This window comes from Haloprofundus salinisoli, assembly GCF_020097815.1.
Classification (GTDB): Archaea; Halobacteriota; Halobacteria; order Halobacteriales; family Haloferacaceae; genus Haloprofundus; species Haloprofundus salinisoli.
The window spans coordinates 2,435,636-2,447,890 of the sequence record NZ_CP083663.1 but is presented as its reverse complement, the minus strand read 5'-3'; the positions used below and the strand labels follow the sequence as shown (position 1 = coordinate 2,447,890).

Genomic DNA, 12,255 nt, shown 5'->3' with positions numbered 1-12,255 from the left:
CTGTGAACATATCGGGAGTCTATGAGGCCTATAGCGTCGGAGACAGTCACACACCCATCTTTCGACCGAACCGACGCAATCAGTTGATATCCCCGCACCTACGCGCGGTGTTTTACACGTACGTTTGCCCGCAGGGACCAAGGGATGCCGTCCCGCTCCGGCACTGATTGGGGCGTGACTACTTACGAGGGTAGTTCCTTTGGGAAAATATGCGAGATAGCGAGGGGAACGAAAACGGCGCAGATCCCCCGACTAACTGCCAGACGAACGATTCGCTAGTCGTGTACGCCGACTACGTCTGTCCGTTCAGTTATCTCGGAACCGAGGTCCTGTCTCACTATCTGGCCGGCCGCGAGAACAGAGGACTTCCGTCGCTTCCGGTCGAGTGGCGACCGTTCGACCTCCGCGAACCGTACCGTGACTCCGACGGGACCATCGGTCGAGAGATCGACGTCGAGGAGTCGCTCGGAGCGTCGTGGTCGGCCGTCGAGGAGTTGGCGGGGCGGTACGGCGTCGAGATGAACCTCCCCTCGCCGAGGTATCGGGCCGTCGACTCGAAGAAAGCCCAACAGTTGGCTCTGTACGTTCGGGACGAGCACCCCGACCGCTTCGAGACCGTCCACCGATGGTTGTTTTCCGCGTTGTGGCGGGACAGCGAGGATATCAGCGACGAGGAAACGCTCGTCGACATCGCCGGAGCGGCCGGCATCGACCCGGCGTCGGTCCGGTCGGCGCTCGCCAACTCGGCGCACCGACGACGCCTCGACGAAGCGCTCGAAGAGTCCGAACGCGAGAACGTGACCGGCATCCCTTCGTTTCTCTACCAGGGGCGGACGGCCCAGGGCGCGGTGCCCGAGGAGTCGTTGCAGACGCTCGTCGAGTCTCAGTGACTCACCATCGGCATCTCGCCGATTCGCTCGTCGGTCTCCGCGCAGTGTCGCACAAGCGCCGCGACGTCGGCGGACGTCGACTCAGGCGGGCAGATACTTCTCGTTGAGAACCCACTCGTCGGTCTCGTCGCGGACGAGATACTCGCCGTAGTACGGAACCCGACTCTCGACGGTTTCTCGGAACGTCTCTCGAATCTCGTCTCTGGTCATGTCGCCCATCGGCCGCAGGTCGTCGTTGCGGTTGAGACAGCCCTTCAGGTAGCCCTCGTGGGTGACGCGCACGCGGTGGCAGTTCGCGCAGAAGTTCTCGTTGCCGACGGGGTCGACGATTTCGACCATCCCCTCCCCGACGAAGTAGCGTTTTCTGTCGTGCATCTCGCGGTGTTCGATTCGGTCGGCGATGTCTGCGAGCCAGTCGTGGACGCGCTGGATGTCGATGCTCCACTCGGGTTTGCCCGTCAGTTCGGGCATGTACTCGATGAGCTGGAGCTGGAGGCCGTCGTTCTCGGCGACGTGGTCGACCATCCCCTCGACGTAGCCCGCGGTGTGCTCGAACACGACCATGTTCAGTTTCACCGGGTCGAGGCCGGCGTCCAGGGCCGCTCGAACGCCCTCCATCACGCGGTCGTACGCGCCGGACTTCGTGATGTCGGCGAACGCCTGCGGGTCGAGCGCGTCCTGCGAGACGTTCACCCGTTCGAGACCGGCCGCCTTCAGGTCCTCCGCGCGGCCGGGGAGGAACGTCCCGTTCGTCGTCAGCGACGTCTCCATCGAGTCGGGCGTGCGCTCGATAATCTCTTCGAGGTCCTGTCGGAGCATCGGTTCGCCGCCGGTGAACTTCACCTTCCGGACGCCGAACTCCTCGACGACTTCGAGGAAGCGAACGACGTCGTCGGCGCTCATCTCGTCGTCCTGCGGGTCCATCGGCCCGCGGGTGTCGCCTAACCCTTCGTTGTGACAGTAGACGCAGTCGAAGTTGCACCGGTCCGTGAGCGAGATGCGGACGCCGGTGACGTCCCTGCCGAAGTCGTCCGTGAGCATATGTCGTGAGAGTTCGTGTGGATGTTCTTAAATGAGCGGGGGCGTTCCGGGATGAGGTAACCGAATCCGGTTACGAGCGGCTCGCCGAGCGCGTCCGGTGGTCGCCGTCACCGAGCGACGACCCGACGCCTTTTGGACGGGTTCCGCATCACGCGCCGCGCTCGTAAACCGCGTCGGCGACGCTGTCGCGGTGACCCTCGTTCGGGCCGCCGGCGATGGTCAAGAGGCGCGCGTCGCGCAGATAGCGTTCGACCGAGCGTTCGGTCGTGTAGCCGACACCGCCGTGGAGTTGAAGCGCGTCGTTCGTCACGTCGACGGCGGCCTCTGTCGCGTACACTTTCGCCATGGCGGACTCGCGGGCCGCGTCGCGGCCGCGGTCGGCGTAGTCGGCCGCCCGGAGCGTGAGCAGTCTCGCGGTGTCGACGCGGCGAGCCATCTCGGCGACGCGCCAGCGGACGCCCTGGTAGTCGCCGATTCGCCCGCCGTACTGCTCGCGCCCGCTCGTGTAGACGACGGTGTCTTCGAGCGCGGCGCGGGCGAGACCGACGGCGCGCGCCGGGACGTTGATGCCGGTGGTCGCGCTCCCGCGTTCGACGAGCGCCGCGTCCACCTCGCCGATCCGCCAGTCGTCGGACACCCGGACGTTCGAGAGCGTCACCTTCGGCGATTTCACGCTCTTTGCACCGAGGGTCTCCCAGACGGTGTCGACCTCGAACTCGTCGGCGGGGACGAGAAAGGCGGTGACGTTCCGGGGAGCGTCCTCGGTGGGACCAGTCCGCGCGTAGGTCAGCACGACGTCGGCGTCGTCGTAGTTCGTCACCCAGCGCTTGTGGCCGTCGAGCACCCACTCGTCGCCCTCTCGCGTCGCCGTCGTCTCGATTCCTCGCTTGTCGCTGCCGGCGTTCTCCTCGCTGAGGCCGAGTGCGCCCACGCGGTCGTAGCTCGCCATCTCCGGGAGGACGTGTTCTCTCTGCGCGTCGGTGCCGAACCGCTCGACGATCTCGGCGACACCGAGGTGGAGCGCGAGCGCGCTCGCGACGGCCATCAGTCCGGCCGACAGCTCTTCGGTGACGAGCGCGAGTTCGACCATCCCCTCGCCGCGGCCGCCGTACGCTTCGGGGACGGTCAGTCCCGCGTACCCACGCTCGCCGAGGCCGGCGAGAATCGAGTCGGGAGACGCTTCGTCCCGGTCGAGGTCGGCGGCCTGCGGAACGATGTTCGCCTCCGCGAACTCTCGGGCGTCGGCTCTGAGTGCTCGCTGCTCGTCAGTGAGGGTGAATCGCATGGTTCTCCGTGACGTAGAGTGAGTATTAGTAGCCCGCGGTGTGATGGAGTCCTCGGTAGGGTGATGGCGGTTTCTCGACCGCCGCAGCGCGGCACCGCTTACATAACCCTTATTCGAGCGACGGCCCCACCGTGAGGGCATGAACGAAGCCGACGTACGAGATCTCCTTCGGGGGGTCGAAGACCCCGACCTCGGCGAGGATATCGTCTCGCTCGGGTTGGTCAACGCCGTCGAAGTCGACGAGGGCGTCGCGCGCGTATCGCTCGCGCTCGGTGCACCGTACGCCCCGAACGAGACGCACATCGCCACCCGCGTCCGGGACGTGCTCTCGGAAGCGGGGCTCGAAGCCGAGCTCTCGGCGAAGACGCCGTCGTCGCTCTCAGAGAGCGAACAGGTGCTTCCCGGCGTGAAGAACGTCATCGCCGTCGCCTCCGGCAAGGGCGGGGTCGGCAAATCGACCGTCGCAGTCAACCTCGCGGCCGGGCTGTCGCAACTCGGCGCGCGCGTCGGCCTGTTCGACGCCGACGTGTACGGTCCGAACGTCCCGCGGATGGTCGCCGCCGACGAACACCCGCAGGCGACGGCGGAGGAGACCATCGTCCCGCCCCAGAAGTACGGGATGAAACTGATGTCGATGGCGTTTCTCGTCGGCGAGGACGACCCCGTCATCTGGCGCGGCCCGATGGTCCACAAGATTCTGACGCAGTTGGTCGAGGACGTGGAGTGGGGCGAACTCGACTACCTCGTGCTCGACTTACCGCCTGGAACGGGCGACACGCAACTGACCATCTTGCAGACGCTCCCGCTGACGGGCGCGGTCATCGTCACGACGCCGCAGGAAGTCGCACTCGACGACGCCCGCAAAGGACTGCGGATGTTCGGCACCCACGACACGAACGTCCTCGGCGTCGTCGAGAACATGTCGAGTTTCGTCTGTCCCGACTGCGGCAGTAGCCACGACATCTTCGGCTCCGGCGGCGGGAAGGCGCTCGCCGAGGAGACGGACCTGCCGTACCTCGGCGGGATTCCGCTCGACCCGGAGGTCCGAACGGGCGGCGACGGCGGCGAACCCATCGTGCTGGAGGAGGACGACGAGACGGCCGACGCGTTCCGCGTGCTGACCGAGAACGTCGCCAACAACGTCGGCGTCGTCAACCGGATGAAGCTCCGGTCGCAGCGATGAGCGAGGAGCCGGTTCCCGCCGAGGACGCCGAAGACGACGAGCCGGACTGGCAGATGGCCTCCGACTCCGACGCGGAGTTTCCGGCGGACGACGAGCGCGTCCGAGCGCTCCGTAAGATAGCGGAGGACGTCTACGGTGAGAGCTCCGAGAGCAGACAGCTCTCGGCGGTCCTCTACCGCGTGAGCGACCTCTACGACCCCGACGGCGACACCTCGCCGGAGGAGATCTACCTGAACGTCCGCCACATCATGAACATCAAAGAGCAGGGCGGGCTGCGGCGGTAGTCGCCGAGCGCCGGGCCGACAGCGCCGGCGCCGCTACTCCCTCCTCGCTTCCGCACCGTTTTACCGTCCCTCCTCCAACCTCTGCCGTGGACGCCCATCAGCACACGCTGGAGAACCCCTTCAGCATGGACGAAAACTGCACGAACTGTCCGGCGCTCTGCGAGACGCGCGAGAGTCTCGTCCACGGCTACGGCGACGTGGGCGCGGAGTTTCTCTTCGTCGGCGAGATGCCGAGCGCGGGGGCCGACGAGGCGGGGGTGCCGTTCGTCGGCGACGCGGCGGGCGAGCGGCTCCAGTACATCCTCGGCGAACTCGGCTTTTCTCGGTCGTCGCCGGAGTCGACCGAACCCGACCTCCAGAACGTCTTCCTGACGAATCTGACGCGCTGTCGCCACCCCGAGCGCGAACCGACGGACGTGGAGATAGAGACGTGCGAACCGTATCTCAACGCCGAGGTTCGGATGATCAACCCGCAGATCATCGTCCCCGTCGGTCAGCGGGCGCTCGAAGCGCTCGCGTTCGACTACACCACCCGCCGCGTCGAGAGCTTCGACGTCGAGGCGGAACACGCGACGACGATTCGCGGCCGCGGCTTCGAACTCGTCCCGATGGTCGAACTCGACAGACAGACCGACGAGCAGACCGAGGCGTTCGTCGAGCACGTCACGGAGAACGTCTTCGGCCGCGACTACCGGCAGACGAAGGGTCGGCGCGGCCGATAATCGAGCGCCCGATCTGCTCACTCGCTTCGGGAGCCTCGTGCGAGACTACCAGTAGGGCGTCTCCGTTCTCACCGCGCGCCGGACCGCGAACCGAACCGCCGCGGCGACGAAAGCTGCGACGAGAATCCCGGCGACGACTGTCTCGGCGGTGAGCCCGGTTGCGAGGAACGTCAGCATCGCACCGAGACCGACGGCGGCGACACCGACGATGACGAGTCGCGTGAACTGTCCGAGGAGTTCCATACGGTACGCATCGGGAGTGAGAACAAAGAGCATTTCCTGTCACTCATACATTTTGATATAGTCGTATCAGTATCAACGAACGATTGGTCTCTGTTCATCGAACAACGTTCACTAGTAAAATTGCTACCATTGCTATTCGGAAATAATCCATAAAGCATTTAAATCGGTGAACCGGCACAACTGACGGATATGGATAGACCGGGCAACTCGAAGAGAGATTCAACGAAGGAGCCGAATCGGGCGTCGAGCACCGAGCGTTCGACCGATTCCGATTTCTCAGAGTCGACCGCGTCGGTGGACGAGTTCGTCACCGCACGTCGTACAGAAGTCGCGAGCGCAACGTACGACCCGGACGATCCGGATACGTTGACCTTCGCCGTCGCAAAGGCGCTCGCACGAGCAAAGAACACCGAACCGCTCCAGCTGCAGCCGCCGATCGGTAACGTCATCGACCTCGGATTCGCGGAGGCGGTGTTGTCCAGCAACGCGGCACCCGAGGCGACGCCGATGCGCTACGTCGGATTCACCTACGACGAGTACGAAGTCGTCGTCTTCAGCACCGGCGAGGTCAACGTCTACGAGCTCCCTCAACAGCGATAACGAGCCGCGCTGCGATGGGCGCGCGCAGCGACGGACTCTTCTCTCGATTCGACGCCGACTACTGACGCCACTCGACGCCGACGGACGCGACGCCTTCGGCGACGGACACCAGCGGGTTCAAGACGCCGCCGCGACGAGCACTGAGTATGACTGTCGTCGCCGTGTTCGCCGACCCGCCGCGACCCGGTCTCGTGCTTTCGGACCTCGCCGAGACGAGTCCGCTCACCGAAGCCGAGGCCGCAGAGTTCTACGCCGCGATGCTGAAAGACGCGTTTCTCGCCGCCGTCCGCTCGGGCGGCGAACTGCTCGTCAACTATCGACCCGACGACCTGCTCCCCGACGAGTTCGTCACCGACGAACCGGCGGCCGCAGCGGTGCGCGCACTCGCCGCCGACACGCTCGGCGACCTCTCGGACGTTCGCGTCGAAAAGCAGGTCGGCTCGACGTTCGACGCCCGCGCGGGCAACACCGTCTCGCATCTCCTCGGCACCGAAGGCGAGCAGTCCGTCGCCGTCGTGCGCGGGAACGCGCCGTTTCTGACGCGCACGCTCGTCGATTCGGCGGCGATGAAACTCCGCTCTGCACCCGTCGTTCTCGGCCCCTCGATGAGCGGACGGTGTTACTACGCGGCGTTCTCGGAGCCCATCGACTTCACGGAGTCGTTCACCCACCCCGAGATAGAGACGCTCGCCGCCCACGGCCACGACGCGGGGCTCGACGTGGACTTCGTCCCGATGCAACCGACCGTCGAGACGGGCGAGGACCTCCTGACGGTGTTGCCGATGCTGCACGCCCGACGCGAGGCGGGGCGCATCGTGCCGAAACACACCGCCAAGTTCGTCGCGGAACTCGGACTTCGGGTCGTCGAAGACGGTGAACCGACGGTCGTCCGTAACTGAGGACAGACAGGATTGAGGGTGCCCAACGGTAGTCGGAACGCTGGCGGGATGGCAGAGCGGACGATTGCGCCTTAGCGCAAAGCGTCCAGTGTTCGGTATCCCAGGTTCACCCCGAAAACAGTCGATTTGGGGCTTCTACCTTACGCGTCGTTTATCCGATAGTAAAAACACCGGTTCGATAATCAGGTTCCATCGGTTGCAGAGTGCACTTTCAGCGTCGATTGTCGGAACAATTCTTAGCCCAGATTACTCCTTGAAATTGTTTGACTCGGTTAGACAGCCCAAGCGCTGATAGGTTTCAGGGAGCCGTGCTGGATACAACGCACATACTCAGCACAAGACAGTTCACTCAGTAGAGAGTCCACAGATAGCGTCAGCTCGGACGTGTAACCGTCTGAAAAATCGAGGTCGTTGTTCGCCGCTGTGAGCGACGAGTGTATCTCGGTATTACGTCCTGACGACGTTCGCCGCGCGAGGCCCTTTCGGAGAGGACTCGATGTCGAACTCGACCTCAGTACCTTCCGTGAGGTCTTCGCCGCCGACATCCTCCATGTGGAAGAAGACGTCTTCGTCGTCGTCGAGGTCGCCGTCGTCAGTCGAAATGAAACCGTAGCCGCCTGTGTCGTTGAAGAAATCAACCTTACCGTTTGCCATTACAAACAAACGTAGAATAGGGTGAGGGATAACCCTTCCGAGGGTCAAGGTACCACGACCACGTCGTGATCGAGACGCAGACGTAGGGGTCGGCCGATTTACGAGGGGTATCGCCCGAGATTCGGGGCCTCGCCGAAAGAAATCGGAACTGCTGGGAGAACGGGCGATATCTACAGGAGATAGCCGGACCATAGCGAGTCGGATCATTCTTGGAGACATGTATTTACGTGGTGGTCACATGGGGCTATAGGCATCGTCATGAAACCGTGCCACAACTGTCAGGCTGTTATCGACGAGTATATTCTGGATAAACAACTAGAACCCCTGCGCGACCTCACAGTTGACGATTTTAACGTCTGCGCGGACTGCGCGACCATCGCCACGGATGCGTGCGTGAAGTGCGGCGGCGCGGTGTACGTCCCCCGAGGCGAATCAGTCACCCCTGACTATTGCCCAGCGTGTCGGTCGGACCTCATCGACCTCACGGATCACGACCCCGGCTGGTATCGTGACTCCATGTCCCTCTGAACGGCACCTACCCCTAGCGAGTATTTCAATGGGGTAGCATCAGCGGGAATGCCCGTGATCGAACGCCAACGAGTTCATCGGTGCGTGTTATCCTCTTTCCTTCGGCGGCAGTTGAACGATCGAGAACCAGAACTGTTCGAACGTTCGAACCATCTCTACGAACACTTCGGGATTGACCGGTTTCGTGAGGTATGCGTTCGCGTGCAGATCATACGACCTGACGATGTCCGCTTCTGATTTCGAACTCGTCAGCACGAGCACGGGGATACGCGAGAGCTCTCGATTCTCGGCGATCTCCTCGAGCACCTCGTCACCGTTCTTTCGTGGGAGGTTGAGATCGAGGAGGATGAGATCCGGGCGTGGCGCATCGGCGTGATCGCCGCGTTGATAAAGGAAGTCCAGTGCCTCGATGCCATCTCCGACCACGTGGAGCGTGTTGGTAATGCGGCACTCGTTGAATGCTTCCTCTGTGAGGCGGACGTCACCGGGATTGTCCTCGACAAGGAGAATGTCCGCTGGTTCCTTGGTGCAGTCCTGCTCACTCATTGCACTCACCCCCCACAGGCAGTGTGAACGAGAACGTCGCGCCCTCCTCGGGTTCAGACTCAACCCAAATCTCACCACCATGACGTTCGACGATCCGCTTGCAAAGTGCGAGGCCGATGCCGGTGCCGGAGTGGTCCGCACGACCGTGAAGGCTCTGAAACACCTCGAAGATACGATGGGCATCGTCGGGATCGATGCCGATCCCTTCATCGCGGACCGAGACCACCCACCCGTGACCGGTTCGCTCGGCCGAAATGTGGACCTGCGGCGGTTCGTCGCCGGCGTACTCGATCGCATTCGAGATCAAGTTCTGGAATACTTGTCGCAGTTGTGTGGCATCGCCCTGGACGTTTGGCAGTGGTTCCGTCCTGATGGTGGTTTCAGTCTCCCCAATCCGCATCTGGAGGTTTTCACGCACGTCTTCGAGTACTGTGTCGAGATCGACCGGCTCGAAGGGGTCGCCCTGGGTCTCTATCCGGGAGTACGTGAGGAGCGCATCGATCATATCGCGCATCCGCTTGGCACCGTCGACGGCGAATTCGAGGAACTCCTCACCGTCCTCGTCGAGGACGTCGGCGTACCGTTGCTCGACCAGTTGGAGATAGCTCGAAATCATCCGAAGCGGTTCTTGCAGGTCGTGAGAGGCGGCGTAGGCGAACTGTTCGAGGCGCTCGTTCGACGCTTCGAGCCGTCGTTGGGTTTCCTTGAACTCAGTGATGTCCTGAACGACGAGCATGCCCGCGTAAACCTCGTCGTCGGCGTTTTGGATGGGAAGGGTGTAGGCGAGCAGATGTCGGCCGAGATACTCGGCCTCGAACGAGTGTTCGTCGCCCTCCAGCGCGGCGTGGAAGTACGGTTCGATCTCCTCGAGGAGTTCGTCCGGATAGAGGTCGTGGATGCTGGTTCCGATTCGGTCCTCCAGAGCGGTACCCATTACATTCATGAGTTCGCCGCCGGCGGTAGTGTAACACAGGTCCTCGTCGAACAACGCGACTGCACCGTTCGGGAAATGCTCGACAAGCGTTCTGTACCGGCGTTCGCTCTCCTCGAGCTTGCGCCGGCTCTCCTTGCGTTCGGTGATGTCTCGCAGTACCCCGATTCGTTTGTGCTCTCCATCGCTGTAGAGGAGTGGCGTAAAGGACCCCTCCACGGGGATACGGTTATCGTTCACCGTTTCGATGGCGATCTCCAGCGTCGGACTGACCTCCTTCCCGTCGGCCAGTTCTCCACGTAACCCCGTTCCCCGTTCGATCGTCTCTTCATCGACGACGAGAGAGGCGTGTTCGCCGAGCAGTTCATCGCGAGCGTACCCGGTCAGTTCCGTGAACGCCTCGTTGACCATCGTGAACTGCAGGTCGTCATCAAGCACGTAGATAGCCTCGTGGATCGTCTCGATAATCGTCTCGTACATGGCCAGCTCTTGCTCGTTGGCCTTCCGGTCGGTGATGTCGCGGAAGTAGATCGACAGACCCGTTTCAGAGGGGTAGACGTTAAACTCCAGCCAACTGTCGATTTCCTCGACGTATAACTCGAAGCTGACCGTCTCCTGCGTATCCATTGCGGTGTGGAAGTTCTCCCAGATTGTCCCCTCAGTTTCCTCGGGAAACACCTCCCAGATAGACCGCCCGAGTAACTCGTCCTCGGGCTGTTGGAAAATCTCGACAGCCCGGTCGTTGATATGTGTGAACTGCCACTCCTCGTCGAGCGCGTAGAACGCGTCGGAAATTCGGCCGAGGATACCGCTCAACTCGGTTTCGAGTTCGCTCTTCCGTTGTTCGAGTTGCCGTTCGCGCCGTTTGAGTTCGGTGATATCTTCGCCGGCAGTGATGACGCGCTCCACCGTCCCATCGGGACCGAAAAGAGGAGCAGCGTTGATACGGAACTGCATCTGCTCGCCGCTTGGAGGGTCGATGACGAGCTCTTCGTCAAGCACCGCCTCGCCGGTCGTTAGGACGCGAGAAGACGGCGTTTCGTGAGGAGCAGTTTGATCGCCAAATGCGTCGTACACTTCCCAGTCGTCGACGTCGTCGGGTTCCTCGATGATCTCCTGTTCGGAGAGTCCAAGCGCCTCTTGGGCCCGCTGGTTCGCCAGGACCATCTCGCCCTCGGCGTTCTGGACTGCGATCGCAATCGGGGCCGTCCGCAACAGCTTCTCGGTTTGTTTGGACTCGCGGCGGAGCTGCCGTTCGCGTTCTTTCTGCTCGGTGATGTCGTCTGCGGTGAACACGACCCGGTCGTCCTCGGACTGGTCGCCTTCGATTGGGGCGGCGTTGATCGAGAGCCACCGGCGGCCGATATCCGGGAGGTCAACCTGACACTGGTAATCGTACACGGGGTCGCCGGTGTCAGTGACCTGCGTCCACGGCCACTCGTCGGTTGGAATCGGGTTTCCCTCGCCGTCGTAGAGTTCCCACGAGTCGACGGTGTACTCCGTCAGATCGGATTCCTCGCCATCGATATGCTCGAGCGCCTGCCGGTTCGCGCGCGCGAACTCGCCGTCGGGAGTAACCGTGCAGATGCTCACCGGTACGGTTTCGAGGATCTGTTGGGTGAAATCTCGTTCCTGGCGAAGCTGTTGTTCGTACTCTCGCCGTTCGGTCATGTCACGGGTTACTTTCGTGAACCCCTGAAGGGTGCCATCCTCGTCGCGTATCGCTGTAATGACGACGTTCGCCCAGAACCGCGAGCCATCCTTACGGACCCGCCAGCCCTCGTCCTCAACGGGGCCCTCCGTCGCCGCGGTTTCGAGGTTCGTGTGAGGCACCCCGTCGTCGATATCGGCGTCAGTGTAGAAGTTCGAAATGTGCTCCCCGATGATTTCGTCTTCTGTGTACCCTTTGATCCGTTCGGCTCCTTCGTTCCAACTGGCAATCTCACCATCGGAATCGAGCATGAAGATGGCGTAGTCCTCGACAGCACATACGAACGCGCCGAACTCCTCGATGTCGGACTGCTGGCCGGCCGGTTCGCTCCTGCCCCTCGACTGCCACCAGATCTGGTTCTGATTGTCTAGTTGCCTTGTCTGTAACTCCCCGAGCTCGGTAAGCGCTTCCAGATTATGCTGTGCGGTTCGGTCAGTGCACTCCAGTTTCTCCGCGACTTCAGCGGTAGTGAGGGGCGTACCTGGTTTATCCAGCCGTGAAAAAAAGTTCCGGACATCTTCCCGAGTAGCGTCCGGAGCCGAGTCAGAGGGGCCCATTAATCGGGTCTATGTATGAAGCACTAAACACTTGTCGAAAGGGTCCTGAAATTTTGTCAAGGCAAAATAACGGTGGGCTCACACATCTCCGAACACTCATCAATGTACGGTGAGATCCGACGATAACTCGCGACCGTATCGGGCAACAGAAACGGTCAGTGTCATCTTGTTCGGTCTCGTC

Annotated in this window: 13 protein-coding genes; 7 read left to right on the top strand and 6 right to left on the bottom strand. The window is 62.3% G+C overall.

Going from position 1 to position 12,255, the window contains the following annotated elements:
- Nucleotides 1-209 precede the first annotated feature (209 nt).
- A complete protein-coding gene (locus LAQ73_RS12930) occupies nucleotides 210-890 on the top strand; it encodes a DsbA family oxidoreductase (protein WP_224268690.1) in 681 nt (226 codons plus the stop codon).
- Nucleotides 891-971: 81 nt separating this feature from the next.
- Here LAQ73_RS12930 and moaA read toward each other — a convergent pair whose 3' ends face one another.
- A complete protein-coding gene (gene moaA, locus LAQ73_RS12925) occupies nucleotides 972-1,931 on the bottom strand; it encodes a GTP 3',8-cyclase MoaA (protein ID WP_224268689.1) in 960 nt (319 codons plus the stop codon).
- A 148-nt stretch (nucleotides 1,932-2,079) separates the two neighbouring features.
- On the bottom strand, nucleotides 2,080-3,216 hold the full coding sequence (locus tag LAQ73_RS12920) for an acyl-CoA dehydrogenase family protein (RefSeq protein WP_224268688.1): 1,137 nt from the start codon (nucleotides 3,214-3,216) through the stop codon (nucleotides 2,080-2,082).
- 139 nt (nucleotides 3,217-3,355) lie between these two features.
- On the opposite strand from LAQ73_RS12920, the gene LAQ73_RS12915 reads away from it, so the two are divergent.
- The 3 genes from LAQ73_RS12915 (at nucleotide 3,356) to LAQ73_RS12905 (ending at nucleotide 5,405) form a co-directional block, all read left to right on the top strand.
- Nucleotides 3,356-4,399, top strand: a complete 1,044-nt coding sequence (locus LAQ73_RS12915) for an Mrp/NBP35 family ATP-binding protein (protein ID WP_224268687.1) — start codon at nucleotides 3,356-3,358, stop codon at nucleotides 4,397-4,399.
- Entirely contained in the window at nucleotides 4,396-4,683 is a 288-nt protein-coding gene (locus LAQ73_RS12910) for a DUF7976 family protein (RefSeq protein WP_224268686.1), read from the top strand. The genes LAQ73_RS12915 and LAQ73_RS12910 overlap by 4 nt, the downstream gene beginning before the upstream one ends.
- Nucleotides 4,684-4,769: 86 nt before the next feature.
- The gene (locus tag LAQ73_RS12905) at nucleotides 4,770-5,405 is read left to right on the top strand and encodes a uracil-DNA glycosylase (protein WP_224268685.1); all 636 of its coding nucleotides are present in this window, start codon (nucleotides 4,770-4,772) and stop codon (nucleotides 5,403-5,405) included.
- A 45-nt stretch (nucleotides 5,406-5,450) separates the two neighbouring features.
- On the opposite strand, the gene LAQ73_RS12900 is transcribed toward LAQ73_RS12905, so the two are convergent.
- Nucleotides 5,451-5,648 carry a hypothetical protein gene (locus tag LAQ73_RS12900; protein WP_224268684.1) on the bottom strand — a complete coding sequence of 66 codons (198 nt, stop codon included), beginning with the start codon at nucleotides 5,646-5,648 and terminating at the stop codon, nucleotides 5,451-5,453.
- Nucleotides 5,649-5,837: 189 nt separating this feature from the next.
- On the opposite strand from LAQ73_RS12900, the gene LAQ73_RS12895 reads away from it, so the two are divergent.
- Complete coding sequence (locus tag LAQ73_RS12895; RefSeq protein ID WP_224268683.1) at nucleotides 5,838-6,248, top strand: HalOD1 output domain-containing protein; 411 nt, start codon at nucleotides 5,838-5,840, stop codon at nucleotides 6,246-6,248.
- A gap of 146 nt (nucleotides 6,249-6,394) precedes the next feature.
- Nucleotides 6,395-7,147, top strand: a complete 753-nt coding sequence (locus tag LAQ73_RS12890) for a DUF2064 domain-containing protein (RefSeq protein ID WP_224268682.1) — start codon at nucleotides 6,395-6,397, stop codon at nucleotides 7,145-7,147.
- A 447-nt stretch (nucleotides 7,148-7,594) separates the two neighbouring features.
- Here LAQ73_RS12890 and LAQ73_RS12885 read toward each other — a convergent pair whose 3' ends face one another.
- A complete protein-coding gene (locus LAQ73_RS12885) occupies nucleotides 7,595-7,801 on the bottom strand; it encodes a cold-shock protein (protein WP_224268681.1) in 207 nt (68 codons plus the stop codon).
- Nucleotides 7,802-8,059: 258 nt separating this feature from the next.
- Here LAQ73_RS12885 and LAQ73_RS17695 point away from each other — a divergent pair, with 258 nt between their 5' ends.
- Nucleotides 8,060-8,329 (top strand): DUF7571 family protein, encoded by a 270-nt coding sequence (locus tag LAQ73_RS17695; protein WP_317988508.1) that lies wholly within the window; start codon nucleotides 8,060-8,062, stop codon nucleotides 8,327-8,329.
- A gap of 87 nt (nucleotides 8,330-8,416) precedes the next feature.
- Here the strand turns inward: LAQ73_RS17695 and LAQ73_RS12880 are convergent, their stop codons facing one another.
- Nucleotides 8,417-8,875, bottom strand: a complete 459-nt coding sequence (locus tag LAQ73_RS12880; RefSeq protein WP_224268680.1) for a response regulator — start codon at nucleotides 8,873-8,875, stop codon at nucleotides 8,417-8,419.
- Nucleotides 8,868-12,074, bottom strand: coding sequence for a PAS domain-containing sensor histidine kinase (locus tag LAQ73_RS12875; RefSeq protein WP_425601110.1), 3,207 nt, complete (start codon nucleotides 12,072-12,074; stop codon nucleotides 8,868-8,870). The genes LAQ73_RS12880 and LAQ73_RS12875 overlap by 8 nt, the downstream gene beginning before the upstream one ends.
- Nucleotides 12,075-12,255 lie beyond the last annotated feature (181 nt).